Annotated in this window: 15 protein-coding genes and 1 pseudogene; 4 read left to right on the top strand and 12 right to left on the bottom strand. The window is 62.0% G+C overall.

The genetic code is table 11. The features are described from left to right. The first annotated feature begins 92 nt into the window (after positions 1–92). The 3 genes from potE to C167_RS0100745 all read left to right on the top strand — a co-directional run bounded on the left by potE (position 93) and on the right by C167_RS0100745 (position 4,148). Complete coding sequence (gene potE, locus C167_RS0100755) at positions 93–1,430, top strand: putrescine-ornithine antiporter (protein WP_026078713.1); 1,338 nt, start codon at positions 93–95, stop codon at positions 1,428–1,430. After that, a complete protein-coding gene (locus tag C167_RS0100750) occupies positions 1,427–2,320 on the top strand; it encodes an amino acid ABC transporter substrate-binding protein (protein ID WP_017516377.1) in 894 nt (297 codons plus the stop codon). The genes potE and C167_RS0100750 overlap by 4 nt, the downstream gene beginning before the upstream one ends. A gap of 340 nt (positions 2,321–2,660) precedes the next feature. Continuing rightward, complete coding sequence (locus C167_RS0100745) at positions 2,661–4,148, top strand: diguanylate cyclase (RefSeq protein ID WP_235154267.1); 1,488 nt, start codon at positions 2,661–2,663, stop codon at positions 4,146–4,148. 329 nt (positions 4,149–4,477) lie between these two features. Here the strand turns inward: C167_RS0100745 and C167_RS0100740 are convergent, their stop codons facing one another. Genes C167_RS0100740 through C167_RS0100710 form a run of 7 tightly spaced genes read right to left on the bottom strand, consistent with a single transcriptional unit; the run spans position 4,478 to position 10,760 of the window. Beyond that, positions 4,478–5,845 (bottom strand): ATP-binding protein, encoded by a 1,368-nt coding sequence (locus C167_RS0100740; RefSeq protein ID WP_017516375.1) that lies wholly within the window; start codon positions 5,843–5,845, stop codon positions 4,478–4,480. Continuing rightward, on the bottom strand, positions 5,842–6,504 hold the full coding sequence (locus C167_RS0100735) for a response regulator (protein WP_017516374.1): 663 nt from the start codon (positions 6,502–6,504) through the stop codon (positions 5,842–5,844). The genes C167_RS0100740 and C167_RS0100735 overlap by 4 nt, the downstream gene beginning before the upstream one ends. 2 nt (positions 6,505–6,506) lie before the next feature. Beyond that, positions 6,507–7,148, bottom strand: a complete 642-nt coding sequence (locus C167_RS0100730) for a tetratricopeptide repeat protein (protein WP_017516373.1) — start codon at positions 7,146–7,148, stop codon at positions 6,507–6,509. After that, complete coding sequence (locus tag C167_RS0100725) at positions 7,145–7,951, bottom strand: SDR family oxidoreductase (RefSeq protein WP_017516372.1); 807 nt, start codon at positions 7,949–7,951, stop codon at positions 7,145–7,147. Before C167_RS0100725 ends, C167_RS0100730 begins: the two co-directional genes overlap by 4 nt. Continuing rightward, on the bottom strand, positions 7,938–8,618 hold the full coding sequence (locus C167_RS0100720; RefSeq protein WP_017516371.1) for a TenA family transcriptional regulator: 681 nt from the start codon (positions 8,616–8,618) through the stop codon (positions 7,938–7,940). Before C167_RS0100720 ends, C167_RS0100725 begins: the two co-directional genes overlap by 14 nt. Before the next feature lie 8 nt (positions 8,619–8,626). Next, a complete protein-coding gene (locus tag C167_RS0100715) occupies positions 8,627–10,093 on the bottom strand; it encodes an AMP-binding protein (protein WP_017516370.1) in 1,467 nt (488 codons plus the stop codon). Continuing rightward, on the bottom strand, positions 10,083–10,760 hold the full coding sequence (locus C167_RS0100710) for a thermostable hemolysin (protein ID WP_017516369.1): 678 nt from the start codon (positions 10,758–10,760) through the stop codon (positions 10,083–10,085). Before C167_RS0100710 ends, C167_RS0100715 begins: the two co-directional genes overlap by 11 nt. A 68-nt stretch (positions 10,761–10,828) precedes the next feature. Between C167_RS0100710 and C167_RS34945 the strand changes: the two are divergent. Further along, positions 10,829–10,927 (top strand): annotated as a pseudogene (locus C167_RS34945) (integrase); the annotation flags it as partial. Between the two features lie 232 nt (positions 10,928–11,159). Here C167_RS34945 and C167_RS0100705 read toward each other — a convergent pair. Genes C167_RS0100705 through C167_RS0100685 form a run of 5 tightly spaced genes read right to left on the bottom strand, consistent with a single transcriptional unit; the run spans position 11,160 to position 14,548 of the window. Further along, positions 11,160–11,705: an arsinothricin resistance N-acetyltransferase ArsN1 family B gene (locus C167_RS0100705; RefSeq protein ID WP_017516368.1), complete on the bottom strand. Its 546-nt coding sequence runs from the start codon at positions 11,703–11,705 to the stop codon at positions 11,160–11,162. 7 nt (positions 11,706–11,712) lie between these two features. Further along, positions 11,713–12,414 carry an arsenical resistance protein ArsH gene (gene arsH, locus C167_RS0100700; RefSeq protein ID WP_017516367.1) on the bottom strand — a complete coding sequence of 234 codons (702 nt, stop codon included), beginning with the start codon at positions 12,412–12,414 and terminating at the stop codon, positions 11,713–11,715. A 12-nt stretch (positions 12,415–12,426) separates the two neighbouring features. Next, positions 12,427–12,897, bottom strand: coding sequence for an arsenate reductase ArsC (locus tag C167_RS0100695; RefSeq protein WP_017516366.1), 471 nt, complete (start codon positions 12,895–12,897; stop codon positions 12,427–12,429). Between the two features lie 28 nt (positions 12,898–12,925). Then, positions 12,926–14,209 carry an arsenic transporter gene (locus tag C167_RS0100690; protein WP_017516365.1) on the bottom strand — a complete coding sequence of 428 codons (1,284 nt, stop codon included), beginning with the start codon at positions 14,207–14,209 and terminating at the stop codon, positions 12,926–12,928. A gap of 21 nt (positions 14,210–14,230) precedes the next feature. Continuing rightward, positions 14,231–14,548: a metalloregulator ArsR/SmtB family transcription factor gene (locus C167_RS0100685; protein WP_081596626.1), complete on the bottom strand. Its 318-nt coding sequence runs from the start codon at positions 14,546–14,548 to the stop codon at positions 14,231–14,233. Positions 14,549–14,583 lie beyond the last annotated feature (35 nt).

The raw sequence follows: 14,583 nt of genomic DNA, 5'->3' as shown, positions 1-14,583 counted from the left end.
CTCACCTAAAACCTATCTTTGCCACAAAAACTGTGCGGCTTTTTCCGACTAATCCTATCTTCGTAGGATGTTACTTACGGAAGATCTCTGTCATGGCAGCATCCGGCAAGAAAATGACGCTGACGGGTCTCACCACCTTGGTCGCGGTCAATATGATGGGATCGGGCATCATCATGCTGCCCACCAGCATGGCGCAGTTGGGGGCGATCTCCTTACTGTCTTGGATCATCACTGCCGTCGGTTCCATGGCCATCGCCTACTGCTTCGCCCAGTGCGGCATCTACTGCCCGCGTTCGGGCGGGATGTCGGCCTATACCGAGGAGGCCCACGGCAAGTCGGCGTTCTTCCTCTGCTCCTACCTGTACTTCCTTTCGCTGGCCATTGGCAACGTAGCCATCGCCATCTCCGCGGTGGGTTACCTGACGCCCTTCATTCCCTGGCTGGGCACCGGCGCCATGCCGCTGTTCATCGGCAGCGTCGGGCTGATCTGGCTGACCTCCCTGGCGAACTTCGGCGGGCCCAAGGTGACCGGGCAGATTGGTTCCATCACCGTGTGGGGCGTGATCATCCCGGTGGCGGGGCTGTCGATCATCGGCTGGTTCTGGTTCGACAAGCAGGTGTTCGACGCCGCCTGGAACCCGAACAGCATCGCCATGAACGACGCCATCACCCAGAGCATCCCACTGACCCTCTGGGCCTTCCTCGGCATGGAGTCGGCGGCGCAGAACTCCGACGCCGTGGAGAACCCCAAGCGCAACGTGCCGCTGGCCTGTCTGCTGGGCACCTTGGGCGCAGCGGTGGTCTACGTGCTGTCCACGACGGTGATCATGGGCATCGTACCCAATGCCGAGCTTGCCAATTCCAGCGCGCCGTTCGCTTACGTTTATGCGCAGATGTTTAATCCGGTAGTGGGCAACATCATCATGGCGCTGGCGGTGATGGCCTGCGTGGGCTCGCTTCTAGGCTGGCAGTTCACCCTGGCGCAGACCGCCAAGGTTACCGCCGAACAGCGCATGTTCCCGCGTCTGTTCAGCAAAGTGACGCTGCTTGGGGCGCCGATTCTCGGGCTGGTGGCCAATGCTGCGCTGCAGAGCGCGATGGCGGTATCGACCATTTCTCCTAACGCGTCGGAGCAGTTCGGCAAGCTGGTCAGCCTGGCGGCGGTGACCAACATCGTGCCTTACATCACCGCGCTGTCGGCGTTGCTGGTGATCATGCAGAAGGCCGGCGTGACCGGTTACCCGCACCACCGCAATGTCGCGGCGCTGCTGGTCGCCATGGCGTACAGCTTCTACGCGCTTTACGCGTCGGGGATGGAAGCGGTGTTCGGCGGCATGCTGGTCACGGCGGTGGGTTACCTGATGTTCGGCTACATCGCGGACCGTTTCATCGGTCCGCAGGCCAAGCTCAACGCGGAGGGTCGGTCATGAAGCGCTGGTTCCCTCGTATCTTCGTCATGCTGGTCGCCGCGCTGCCGTTGGTGGCTCCGGCCCAGACCCTGGAACGCATCCGCAGCAGCCATACCCTGACCCTGGGCTACCTGCCGGAGCGCCCGCCATTCTCCGCCAGCGACGGCGAAAGCGCCGTCGGCTACGGCATCGACCTGTGCCAGAAGGTGGCAGACCAGTTGCGCACCCAGCCAGGCCTGGCTCAAATGCAGGTGCGCTTCGTCCCGCTGAGTGCGGATAAGGCTGCGGAAATGCTGGGAGCCGGTGGCGTCGATCTGCTCTGCAGCCCGATGGTGGAAACCCTCAAGCTGCGGCAGAGCCTCGATTTCTCCCTGCCGGTATACACCGCCGGCCTGGGCGTGGTGGTGCGCAAGGATGCGCCGTTCTTCCTGGTGCGCTTGCTCAACGGTGAGGTAGACAAGAGCGGCCCGACCTGGCGTGCCACCCTGAATCGCGGCCTGGCAGCCTACACCTTCGCGGTGCCCGCTGATACGCGGGTAGAAACCTGGGTGCGGGAAAAGCTGCGCCTGCTCAAGGTGCTGGTTACGCTGCAGAGCGTGCCCGGCGCGGCGGAAGGCATCGAGGCGGTGGCCGGCGGCAAGGCCGACGCGTTCTTCTTCGACCAGATGACCCTGCGCAGTCTGGTTGAGCGCAGCAGCGGCAAGGCCAGCCTGATGGTGCTCACCCGGCGCTTCGACTATGCGCCGGTGGCCCTGGCCATGCCCCGCGGCGACGAGGACTTCCGCCTGCAGGTGGATACCGCATTGAGCGAGCTGTATCGCTCCGATGCTTTCTTGCCCCTCTACAGCAAGTACTTCGGCGCGCCGAGCGAGCTGGACCAGAACCTGTTCAAGGTCTATTCGCGGCCTTAGAGCGATGCGATTGGCAGCCTCGGCCAGCGCCCACACCCCCGAGCTCAGCCTGTCTGACCTGAGCTGAGATGCGGCTTTCCAGTTCTGCCCCTATTGGTTCGCTCTCATTGGTGCGCCGATGGTGGCTATTTGCTATATATATCCTTACGTAGAATATGGTCATGCGGGACGCGATCCATCAAGGCGACCGCGGTGCGATTGGGCATTGGGACAGAAATCAATCATTCGCTCCTGTCAACGCTCACATATGGTTCCCTTCATGCCATCAAGGCCAATCCCGCGAATCAACTTACGCACGCTAACCTTGCTCTTGGCGCTGTTAGCAATCCTGGCGACGTTGTTGAACGATCTCTATGCCACATACCGAATCCAGCGAGCGACGTTGATTCATAACTCTCTGGAGGCGAATAGAGCCTATGCGGCCAAGGTGGCGCTGACCATCGGTCAGAGCCTGGGTGATGACCTGGACCGGTTAGCCTTCAGTTCACGTGCCATTGGTCAAAACTTTCAGCGTGAGATCGAGCGAGGCGCTGAAGTCCGCCGGCTGGCTGAGCAAGACCACAGCTTCAACACCGTAGTGGTCGCTGATGCTCGAGGGCGAATAGTGTCGTCTTTCCCTGCATCGCTGAGCATCAATGGTCAGACTCTTCGTTCCAGAGCTCCCCTGGACGAGCGCAAACCCATGATCAGCCCCGCGTTCAGCTCTTTGGTTGGAAACCTGATCGTTTTTGTTTCTCAGCCAATTTGGAGTGATGAAGGTGAATTTCTAGGGCTGGTGGGGGGGACTATTTACCTGCACAAGGAAAACGCCCTAAACCAGATTATCAGCATGCATTTCCAGCAGGATTCTTCGTTTGTCTATCTCGTGGACGAGCAGCGCCATGTGCTGTTTCATCCGGACTCCGACCGCATCGGCGAAGAGGTTGACAACCCTGTCGTTGACGCAGTGTTACGCGGCGAAAGTGGAGCCTCACTTGTAAGCAATACAACGGGAGCTGACATGCTCGCCGGCTATGCGTCGGTCCCGCACAGCGGTTGGGGGGTGGTATCTCAGCAGCCCCTGAGCGTTCCGCTCAGCACGCTCTGGAATCTCATGTTGCAGGTTGTGCTCGGCATCATCCCGATGAGTCTGCTTGGATTGCTGCTGCTCTGGTGGGCCGCATCGCGCATTAGCCGTCCCCTCAGTCAACTGGCCGAGTACGCGGGCCAGCACGCTAGTGAGGAGGGGATTCGTAAGGTTCAGGCATGGTACGTCGAAGCGTGGCAGATACGCCGCGCGATGATTATTGGCGCGTTGCTGACACAAGAGCGCATAGGCAAGCTCAATCACCAAGCGCTGAGCGACCCCCTTACGGGGCTCGGCAATCGCCGTGTGCTGGAAAGCGCACTGCGCGAATGGCATCTCCTCGGTAAGCGCTACGCAGTGATCAGCATGGATATTGACCACTTCAAGCGCGTGAACGACGAGTTTGGCCACGCGGTGGGAGATAAGGTCCTGCAGTCCTTTGCGGCGTTGCTCAGTCAGAGCTGTAGGGAAGGCGACCTAGCGTGTCGGGTGGGAGGTGAGGAGTTCATCCTGCTGTTACCCCAAACGAGCTTGCCTGCGGCAATCGAAGTCGCTGAACGCATCCGTCAATCACTGGAAATGTCGTCTATTCCTCCTGTCGGGCGAGTCACGCTATCGCTCGGAGTAGCTTGTTCCGAGGGCGCGGTCATAGACCCAACCAAGGTGCTGGCTCGCGCCGATGCGTTGCTTTACCAGGCCAAGGAGTCGGGTCGTAATCGTGTTATTGCATCTCATGAGGGAGTCGCTGGAGCACAGGTTTGACATGCGCATTCGTTATAGCGGCAGTCGCTTTACTGGAGAACCAATCCCATTGCCTTGCCCAGGAGAGAAAGCACTCAGCGGGCTGGGGCGGAGCAATGCCATAAGCCTTGCAACGATAGCGCAGCCAATACGTTCCAGCAGGGCAGCATGCTGCTGCGTTTCCACTACCTCGAGAGTACTTTTGACAGAATCGGTAGCGGGTGAATAATCGCTGAGCGCCTTAACTTCAAAGACAGATCATCCCTCAGATCTAGTCATCGTCAGCGGCCGCTTCTGGCCGGTTGCTCGCCCATGGCGAGAGGCTGCAACCGAATAGCGGACTTAAAGGTTCAGGGCGTAGGTACGATCCTCAGCGTTGCGCGAAGCCCGCCGGTAGAGAGATTGCTCAACTGCACACTGCCCCCAAGCCGCTCCATGATCATCCCGACAATGGACAGGCCCAGTCCGGCGCCGTTCTCGGAACCTTTGCTGTAGAAGCGTTCGAAGACACGCTCCAGGTCTTCCGGGTCGATGCCTGGCCCCTGGTCTTCTACGTTGAGTACAATCCCATGACCTTCACGGTGCAGCGTGATATTGACTCGACCGCCAGCTGGCGAGTGATTTACTGCGTTCGCCACCAGGTTCTGCAGGGCAATTCCCAAAGCGCCCGCGTCGCTTTGAAGCTGATAATTGCCCTCGGAAATCTCCAATGACGGTTCCTGCCCCTGATTCAAAATCCAGGGTGTCATCTCTGCCATGGTCTCCGTAGCGACTACCGCCAGATCTACCGTTGACCAGTTGCGCTGCCCTAGCCGCGGCTCGATTCTCGCCATGGTCAGCAGCTGATTTACCACTCGACTGAGACGATCCACGCCACCAACCAGAAACTCCAGGGCTTTATCTCGCTCGGCATCGCTCCTGGCCTCGAGCGCGTTCTGCGCATGCAGCCGAAGAATTGCCAGGGGCGTACGCATCTCGTGCGCAGCGTCGGCAATGAATCGGTGCTCTCGACGCAGCAGTTCATCGATCTGCCCCAGCAGTCGATTCAGCGCCGCCTGCATGGGTTCCAGCTCCCGGGGTAGAGGCACGAGTTGCAGTGGCTCCAGTGACTCTGCATGCCGCGCCCGGATGACACGAGCCATATTCTGCAGCGGTTGCAGCCCCCAGCCGATGGCCAGCCATACCAGCAATGCCAGCGCGAGACTTCCGATCAGGAAGGGAAACAGCGTGTGGCGGACGATACGACCGATCAGGTCGTCGCGCACATCGTTGCGCTCACCGACCCAGATCACCAACTGGCGCTCTGGCACGGGAAGCACGAAGCTGCGCCATCGCTGCTCCCCCACCATGATGTTGGAGAAGCCCGGCTCGGTCAGAGGGCGAGTGAAGCTCGGGGCACTGACCGTATGCACCAGGACTTCACCGTTGATGCGCCACACCTGGAAGGCGAGTTTGCTCTCGTAGGGATGGCCGACGCGATGCTTGCCCGCCTGGCTCAGTGCTTCATTGAATGCCAGGTACAACGCATGGCGATCCTTGTCGTCCAGGGGCATGCTCATGACGCCTTGCAGGAGGCGCGCGTTCTGCGCCAGATGGGCGTCGTAGATCTCGTCGATCTCGTGGCTGCTGTCGTGATAGTTGTAGAGCGCGAGCAGGCCGGTACCGACCAGCAACAGCAGCATGACTCGCCAGAGCGTGCGTTGGCGCAACGAACTCATGCTTTGCCTTCCACCAGGTAGCCAATGCCGCGCACCGTGCGGATCAGATCGTTGAAGAGCTTCTTGCGCAGGTGGTAGACGTTCACCTCCAGCGTGTTGCTCTCGGGCTCCTCATCCCATCCGTAGAGGAGCTGAGTGAGCCGCTCGCGGGTGAAGACCTTGCCGGGTTGGGACAGCAGCTCGTGGAGCAGCCGATACTCTTTGGGGGTCAGCACGACTGGATGCCCCTGGTAGCTGACTTGCCGAGTGGCCGGGTCGAGCGTCACCCCGGCATGCTCGATCAGTACCTTGGCGCGACCTGCGCTACGTCGAAGCAGCGCACGCAGACGAGCTTTCAGCTCATTGAGGTCGAACGGCTTGACCAGGTAGTCGTCGGCGCCGACATCGAGTCCGGCGATGCGATCATCGGTCGCGTCACGGGCGGTCAGGATAAGCACGGGCACCGCATCGCCCCCGGCACGCAACCGGCGCAACACCTCGATGCCATCCAGGCGCGGAAGTCCCAGATCCAGCACGACGAGATCGAATGTCTCCTGCTGCAAGGCGTGCAAGGCACTCACCCCGTCCTGCAGCCAGTCGATGGTGTAACCCTCCTGGCGCAGACCGTTGCAGATACCTTCCCCCAGCGCGGGATCGTCTTCGACTATCAGCAGCCGCATGCTCAGTCCTGCTTGTCCTTGATCGTCTTGAGTAAAGCATCGATTTCGCCGCGCCGGCCCTGGTCGGCCAGCTCACGGCCGGGCCGTGGCGGTGCCTGCAGGGCTTTCTGCAAAGCCGCGCGCGCTTCGACGTAATGCCCTTGGCGATAGAGATGGTCACCCCAGAAGTAGTTGCTGTCGATGCCTTCTGGATTCAACCGCAGCGCCTTGCGCAGCATTTCATCTGCCTTGTCCGAGTCACCGAACCCGATGGGCCAGCCAGGCACTCGATCATAGAGTGCGCCAAGGCTGGTATAGGCGGACCCCTGCAGAGCGTTCGGATCGAGTGCCAGCGCCTTCTCCAGGCTTGCCCTGGCGGCTTTGACCTTGCCCAGCGCGCCAAGCCCGCCTGTGGCGCCGGCCCAACTGCTGGTGACGATTCCGTTCCAGATCCAGGCTTCCGCAGCCTGGGGCTGCTCGCGGGTGAAGGCCTCTGCGTCGCTCGCCAGCTTTTCGAAAGCGGCTGCGCGTTGTTCTTCGGGCAACTGGTACTGGATTTGCGCCCAACGTTGCTGGATCGCGCCGAGGTGCTGGCTGCCGGCCTGATCGAGTGCCCAGGTAAGCGGAGAGAAGGCAATGAGGCTGGCGAGTATCAGGTGTTTCATTTGCTGTGCTCCTTGGCGTTGGCATCGCTGTAACGGCGGATAAGCGGGAGCTGCTTGCGCAACGCGCGGTCGACCAGGCCGGGCAGCATGCCGTTGAGGCGCACGAAGAGTTTTTCCGGCCATCCCAGATACAGCTCGCTGCGTTGGTTCTGCACCGCATCAAGCACTGCTCGCGCTACATCGACCGGATCATCCATGCCGACTTTCAGCGCCTGGTTGAGGGCGTTGGCTGCCGAAGTGTTCATCGAAGTACGGGTGGCACGTGGTGCCGCGTAGAGAACGTCGACGGTGGTATCAGCCAGCTCACGTCGAAGCGCCTCGGAGAATCCGCGCAAGGCGAACTTACTGGCGCTATAGGTCGCGTAGCCGGGATAGCCGATGGAGCCATAGATGGAGCCAACGTTCACCACCAACGCATGAGGCTGCTCGCGCAACAATGGCAGCAGCAGACGGGTCAGCTGCAGCGGGGCCTTGATGTTGAGATCCAGCAGGTCGTCCAGCGTGTCCTCATCGATCTGCTCCAGCAGGGCGAAGCGGTTCACACCTGCGGCGTTGATCAGCACGTTCACGCCGCCCATGGCCCAGGCAGCGGTGGCTACTTCCTGCCGGCCACTTTGGGTACGAAGGTCGGCAGAGTGCCAGCGCAACTGATTGGGATAACGGTTCATGAGCACCGCCAGACCGCCAAGGTTCCGGCTGATGGCCAGCACTCGAGCGCCGCCAGCACACAGTTGGCTGGCCAGTTCCAGGCCGATGCCGCCGCTGGCACCGGTCAATACCACCACCGACTCACGCAGACGCATGCTGCACCTCTGGCTGCTGGGCGCGCGGCAGGCCCCGGAACATTTCGGTGTACAGCTGGTAGACGACCTTGGCGGAATGAATCACCGCCTCTTGATCTTCCGGATGATCCAGGCGGTTCATCAACCCGCGATAGGTCGCCATGTGATCCTGGTCGAGCGCGCCGTGGGAGCTCAGGTAGCTGAATGCCGTCGGCGGCAGGCCAAGTCCTTGCTGGATGCTGCCTGCGGCCTGGGTAGCCAGGGCGATACTGGTGCCTTCGAGGACATTGACCATGCCGAACAGGCCGACGGGATTGTCGCGGGCAATCAAGTCATAGAGGAAGGCCACCATCAGCTCGATCGGCAGGCTGGGGCGACTGTTACGCACCTGCTCCGCATCGCCTCCGCAGGCGGCAATATCATTGAGAATCCACTGCTCGTGGCCGTATTCCTCCTCGATGTATTCGCAGACTGCACCGCGCAGCCATTCAAGTCGGCTGGGCAGACGAGCGCCGCACGCCATCATCAGTGGCACGGTATGGCGAACGTGGTGATAGGCCTGAGTGAGGAAGGCGATGTAGCCCTCCAGGCTGACAACGCCACCCAGGGCGTCGCGAATGACAGGGACGCTGAACAGCGCCTGGCGTTCCTGGGTGGTGGCGGATTGGAGCGTGTCGAAGAAGTGCATGGCAGACCTCAGGATTGCGAGAGTTCAGTGATGAGGGGCTGGTGGCGGCGGAGGATTTCCTGGCGGCGCGGCCGGCCGTTACTGGTCAGGGTTCCGTCAGCACCGCTAAAGGGGCCGGGTAGGCGTCTCCAGGCATGAACCCGTGCGTAATCGGGTAAGCCGGCGTTGCAGTGCTGCACGGCCTGCTCGATGGCTTCGTCGCTGATGCCTGGGTCGATGGGCCAGAGCAGTGCGAAGTTGCGCGGCAGCCCTTCGCCGTGGACGAAGGCCTGGAGGATTACGCCCGTCTGGGAAAGCTCGGCCTCGATCCACTCCGGATTCACGTTGCGACCGAAGCTGGTGATGAACTGGTTCTTCTTGCGGCCCGCCAGGTAGAGGAAGCCCGCAGCGTCGAAATGACCGAGATCGCCGGTTGGCCACCATTCCCTGTCGAAAGCAGGTTCGCCCAGGTAGCCCAGCAGGGTTGAACCGCGAACCAGTACTTCCCCGTCATCCGCGATACGCACCTGGACGTGCGGCAGAGGACGCCCCACGCTGCCTGGATGTTGATCGCCGGGGCGGTTCAGGCAAACCACGGAGGCGCATTCGGAGAGCCCGTAGCCTTCGAAGACCGGAAGACCCACTGCTTCGGCGCGCTCCAGCAAGCTGCTCGCCACTTTGGCACCCCCCACAGCGACAAAACGCAGGGGGCCGGCTTTCATCATGCCGCGCTCGATGGCGGTGACCAGGCCAAGCAGGAGCTGTGGCACCAGAATCAGGCTCTCGGCGCCGCTGAGTGCAATGATGCCGAGGAAGCGTTTCCAGTCGACCTGACTGGCGCCACCGATACCCATCTGTGCTTGCGGATAGAGCGTGATACTGGCTCCCGCCAGCAGCGCTGCATAAATACCGAGGTTCTCCAGCAGGACAGCCAGCGGAAGTACTGCGAGGTACCTCGTGGGCTCGGTGGGACGGCTCGCTGCTTCGAGCTCCTGTGCAACGCGCAGCAGTGACGAGGCGCTCAGGCATACGCCCTTGGGCGACCCGGTACTGCCGGAGGTGTAGGTGATCTTGGCAGTGCCTGCCGGTAGGTCGGCGTCGACAACGGCCGGCCGCTCCCAGAAGCGCTCGCCTGGTGTGAATCCGGCTGCTCGCAGATCTTCTGCAAAGGCGTCGTTGGCGACGGCAAGCGTCGCCTGGGTCTGCATCAAGCAATGCAGGCGCTGGGCGGCACTGAAAAAGGGCGGAAGGATGACGCAAGGGCGCTCAGCGAAGAGGGCGGCCAGATCCCAGAAGAGCGCTTCGGGGTCGTTCTCCAATGCAAGGGCAAGCGGCCCTTCGGGTTGCTCTCGTAGCCAAGCTTCGCGACGTTCAATTTCAGCCAGAAGCTGGGCATAGGTGACGTTGCCAGTGATTCCGCGTATAGCCACTGTCGACGCATGCTTCGTAGCGTGCGTCTGCAGCACTTCACGAAAGGCGTTCAGTTCATGCGGCATGGCCGGCCTCCTGCAGCAGCATCGGGAAACCCATGCGCTTGTACACACCCGCGCGCTCCAGCTCGTCATGGCCGTAACCGATGTTTCCTGCATAGACCAGGGGATGCTGCGCGTAATAGCTGCCCCAGCTGGCCAGCTCGCCATTCAGGCGGCATGGGTCGGCTTCGGCGATCACGGTCGGCTCCAATCCCAATCGGTGGAAGCTGTTGACCAGGGTGGAGGCGCCGGTAAAGGCGACCCATTGCAGGTCGCGTGCAGCCAGCAGCCAGGTCACGGCGGTGATGATCACGCGCGCACTGCCAGCACTCAGGGCGGCAAGGTTGCCTACCTCGACCAACTGATCACGCCCGACGGCACGCCCTGCAAGCCGCGACACAACAGCCTCCAGCGGCTCGTCCAGGTAGCGCTCGAGAAACAGCGACCCGTGACTGGCCGGACGAATGCCAGCGGCTGCGATCAAGCGCCCGTGGCTGTCCTGAAGCCCGATGAGCTCCGGCAGATAGTGGTGCACGTCAGCGTGGTGGATGGACTCGAAGCGCTCGTGGATGAAGGCTTCAAGCTCCTCGCGGTCGGAGTCGCCCTCGCGGCGCAAGGTCAGACGGGCTTGTCGCTCGATGACAGAGCCAAAGTGGAATGGAAACAGGCCGCTCCATTCTTGCTGGGTCATGGTGATCCCCCCAGGGGTCGTTCGATGAGGGGAGTATCGGCGGCGAATCTGAAAGGAGTCTGAAGTCGCTGAGCGTCAGGGACATCTGGGCCATCAGAGTTCGACTGGAAATCGCCAACAAGGATCGTGATCTGGCGCTGTTCAATATCGCTGTCGACAGCACGCTACTGCCGCGATCGGCATCAACTGTCCAAAACGACGCGCCTTTTGCCTGAGATTGTCAGGGACAATGCGTTGCTCAATCACGCGGGTCCAGCGCCGAACCCCTGCGGCACGGCTTCAGGGATTGCTCCGCCGTTTCGATGGGCCCTCCGTTGTCTATCGTGGTCAAAGGAAGCAAGCGGAACGGCGGTAGATTCGGCCAGCAGTAAAGATCCGCTTCCGCCCCATGGCGGACGTTCAGCGGTTGACTTCCGGGTATCGACGGGGATCGCGGGGCGAGTTGCTTGGCGTACTGAGTTCCAATCGCCAATAGCCCACGTCGTGCCACTGGCCCAGCTTGAAACCGACCTGCGGGAAAGTGCCGACGTGCTGGAAGCCCAGATGTTCATGCAAACCGACGCTTCCAGCGTTGGGCAGCGCAATGCCGGCATAGGCTGCGTTGAACCCCTGTTTCGCGAGGGCGGGAAGCAACTCGCAGTAGAGCCTGCGGCCGACACCAGAACGTCGCTCGCCATCCGCGATGTAGACGGTCACGTCGACTGCCCATCGGTACGCGGCACGCGCCCGGTGTTGGCTGGCGTAGGCGTAGCCAACCAGGCGCCCATCGCGCTCCGCGACAAGGTATGGGTAGGTCTGCTGGGTTGTGACGATGCGCTCCCGCATCTCCTCGATGGTCGGCGGTACTTCCTCAAAGGAGATCGCCGTGCCGGTCACGATAGGGGCGTAGATCGCCTGGATCGCTGCAGCGTCCTCCGGGCGGGCTTCTCTGATTTCGATGGCCATGGCGACCTCAGATCGAGCGCTGATTCACGCGGGCGGAAAGCTGCTCGGCGCTTTCCTTGCGCTCCGAATAACGATCCACCAGGAACGCCTGGCGGTCACGCAGCAGGAGGGTGAACTTCACCAGTTCTTCCATCACGTCTACCACGCGATCGTAGTATGCGGAGGGCTTCATGCGTCCCGCGTCGTCGAATTCCAGGTAAGCCTTGGGCACCGAGGATTGGTTGGGGATGGTGAACATGCGCATCCAGCGGCCGAGCACGCGCAGCTGGTTGACCACGTTGAACGACTGCGAGCCGCCGCAGACCTGCATCACCGCCAGCGTCTTGCCCTGGGTGGGGCGCACGGCGCCGAGCGCCAGGGGAATCCAGTCGATCTGCGCCTTGAACACGGCAGACATTGCACCGTGACGCTCCGGCGAGCACCAGACCTGGCCTTCCGACCACTGCACCAGATCACGCAGCTCCTGCACCTTGGGATGCTCTACCGGCACGTCGTCAGGTAATGGCAGACCGGAAGGATTGAAGATGCGTGTTTCGGCGCCGAAGTGCTGCAGCAGGCGCGCGGCTTCTTCCACCAGCAGGCGGCTGAATGAACGCTCGCGAGTCGATCCGTACAGCAGCAGGATGCGCGGCTTGTGCTCGCTGGTACGGGTTGCCGCTGGCGGCATGTCGAACAGCGAAAGGTCGAGGTTGGGCAATTGCTCGGACATGGTTCCTCCTGCTCACAGAGCGCCGATGCGATCCAGCTCGCGCTTGAGTTCGTCGCGGCCGAGGGTGTCGAAGGGAAGGGCGAAGAAGGCCCGGCAACGCCGCTCGATGCGAGCCAGCGTGGCGCGGAAGGCGGCGTCAGTGGACGCCTCATCACCTACAACATCAGAGGGGTCTTCCAGCCCCCAGTGAGACTTCAGCGCCGGACCGAAGTACACCGGGCAGGCTTCGCCGGCGGCCTTGTCGCAGACAGTGATGACGACGTCCGGCGGATTCCCTTCGAAGGCGTCGTTGCCTTTGCTGCTCAGGCCCTCGATGGATATGCCGGCCTGCTGCAGGGTGGTGAGGCTGCGCGGCAGCACTTGGCCCTTGGGGAAGCTGCCGGAGCTGACCGCCTCGAAGCCTTCCGGCGCCAGGTGGTTGAACAGGGCTTCGGAGAGGATGCTGCGGCAGCTGTTGGCCGTGCACATGAACAGGACTCGCATGGAAGTCTCCTCCGCTACGTAGCGGACGTCAGAGGCTCAGGCGCAGCGCCAGGGCCGAAAGAGTGATCAGCAGAACGGGCAGGGTAAGGAGGATGCCGACCTTGAAGTAATAACCCCAGGTAATGCGCATGCCCTTGCGCTCCAGTACATGCAGCCAGAGCAGCGTGGCGAGGCTGCCGATAGGTGTGATCTTCGGGCCAAGGTCGCAGCCGATGACATTGGCGTAGATCATCGCCTCGCGCACCAGGCCTTCCGCGTTGCTGCCTTGGATCGACAGGGCGCCGACCAGCACGCTGGGCATGTTATTCATCACCGAAGAGAGCAGCGCTGAGAGCAGGCCGGTGCCGATGGCGGCGCTCCATAAGCCCTGTTCGGCAAGGCGGTCGAGCAGGTGAGTGAGGAAGTCCGTAAGGCCGGCGTTCTTCAGCCCGTACACCACCAGGTACATGCCGAGGGAGAAAACCACCACCTGCCAGGGCGCTTCGCGCAGTACGCGGCGGGTGGAGATGCGGTGTCCGCGAGCGGCGACGGCAAACAGGATGGCTGCACAGATGGCAGCGACGGCGCTGACCGGAATGCCGAGCGGCTCCAGGGCGAACAGGCCAACCAGCAGGACCAGCAGTGTCCACCAGCCGATGATGAAAGTGGCGCGGTCATGGATCGCAGCGTTCGGCTCCTTCAGTGCGTCGAGTGCGTATTGCCTTGGGATGTCGCGACGGAAGAACAGGAACAGCACCAGCAGGGTGGCGGCGACACTGGCAAGGTTCACCGGCACCATCACCGACGCGTACTCAGCAAAACCCAGGCCGAAGTAATCAGCCGAGACAATGTTCACCAGGTTGGAGACCACCAGCGGCAGGCTCGCTGTGTCGGCGATGAAACCGGCCGCCATGACGAAGGCCAGGGTCGCCGCGGGTGAAAAGCGCAGGGCGAGGAGCATCGACATGACGATGGGGGTAAGGATCAGGGCAGCCCCATCGTTGGCGAACAGCGCCGAGACGGCCGCCCCGAGCAGCACGCAGAAGGCGAACAGGCGATAGCCGCTGCCGTTTGCCCAGCGAGCCACGTGCAGCGCCGCCCACTCGAAGAAGCCGGCCTCATCCAGCAGCAGGCTGATGATGATGACGGCGATGAAGGTGGCGGTGGCATTCCAGACTATGGCCCACACGGCCGGGATGTCGTGCAGGGAAACCGCACCGGCGGCCAGTGCAATGATTGCCCCCAGCGCGGCGCTCCAGCCGACGCCAAGGCCCTTGGGCTGCCAGATGACCAGGACGAGGGTGAAAACGAAGACAGCAATGGCGACCAGCATCGGAAATTCGCTCGGAAAGGTTCAGCAGCAGGCGGCATCACGGACGGGGCGACCATCCATGTTCTGCAGGCGGAGGGTGTTGTCGGCCAACCATTGCGCGTTGGCTCGCAGGGTGACCTGCAGCATCTCGTGCACCCAGGCAGGCAGCTCGGGGTTGAGGCGGTAATACACCCACTGGCCCTGGCGACGATCCAGCAGCAGGCCGCTGCCGCGCAATTGCGCCAGGTGGCGGCTGACCTTCGGCTGGCTGTCGTCCAGCGCGCACATCAGCTCGCAGACACAGAGTTCGCCCAGGCTGGCGATAAGCAGGGTGGCGCGAACACGGGTCTCGTCGGCCAGGCTCTTGAAGGGGGGCTCGCAGAATTCGGAAAAAA

Origin of the sequence: Pseudomonas nitroreducens TX1, assembly GCF_000313755.1 — a bacterium.
Lineage (GTDB): Bacteria > Pseudomonadota > Gammaproteobacteria > Pseudomonadales > Pseudomonadaceae > Pseudomonas > Pseudomonas nitroreducens_A.
This window is presented reverse-complemented; position numbering and strand designations above follow the sequence as displayed.

Excerpts from the sequence above, each read along its gene's own strand:
- potE (WP_026078713.1), top strand. The coding sequence starts at position 93 with ATGGCAGCATCCGGCAAGAAAATGACGCTGACGGGTCTCACCACCTTG.
- C167_RS0100750 (WP_017516377.1), top strand. The coding sequence starts at position 1,427 with ATGAAGCGCTGGTTCCCTCGTATCTTCGTCATGCTGGTCGCCGCGCTG.
- C167_RS0100740 (WP_017516375.1), bottom strand. The coding sequence starts at position 5,845 with ATGAGTTCGTTGCGCCAACGCACGCTCTGGCGAGTCATGCTGCTGTTG.
- C167_RS0100735 (WP_017516374.1), bottom strand. The coding sequence starts at position 6,504 with ATGCGGCTGCTGATAGTCGAAGACGATCCCGCGCTGGGGGAAGGTATC.
- C167_RS0100730 (WP_017516373.1), bottom strand. The coding sequence starts at position 7,148 with ATGAAACACCTGATACTCGCCAGCCTCATTGCCTTCTCTCCGCTTACC.
- C167_RS0100725 (WP_017516372.1), bottom strand. The coding sequence starts at position 7,951 with ATGCGTCTGCGTGAGTCGGTGGTGGTATTGACCGGTGCCAGCGGCGGC.
- C167_RS0100720 (WP_017516371.1), bottom strand. The coding sequence starts at position 8,618 with ATGCACTTCTTCGACACGCTCCAATCCGCCACCACCCAGGAACGCCAG.
- C167_RS0100715 (WP_017516370.1), bottom strand. The coding sequence starts at position 10,093 with ATGCCGCATGAACTGAACGCCTTTCGTGAAGTGCTGCAGACGCACGCT.
- C167_RS0100710 (WP_017516369.1), bottom strand. The coding sequence starts at position 10,760 with ATGACCCAGCAAGAATGGAGCGGCCTGTTTCCATTCCACTTTGGCTCT.
- C167_RS0100705 (WP_017516368.1), bottom strand. The coding sequence starts at position 11,705 with ATGGCCATCGAAATCAGAGAAGCCCGCCCGGAGGACGCTGCAGCGATC.
- arsH (WP_017516367.1), bottom strand. The coding sequence starts at position 12,414 with ATGTCCGAGCAATTGCCCAACCTCGACCTTTCGCTGTTCGACATGCCG.
- C167_RS0100695 (WP_017516366.1), bottom strand. The coding sequence starts at position 12,897 with ATGCGAGTCCTGTTCATGTGCACGGCCAACAGCTGCCGCAGCATCCTC.
- C167_RS0100690 (WP_017516365.1), bottom strand. The coding sequence starts at position 14,209 with ATGCTGGTCGCCATTGCTGTCTTCGTTTTCACCCTCGTCCTGGTCATC.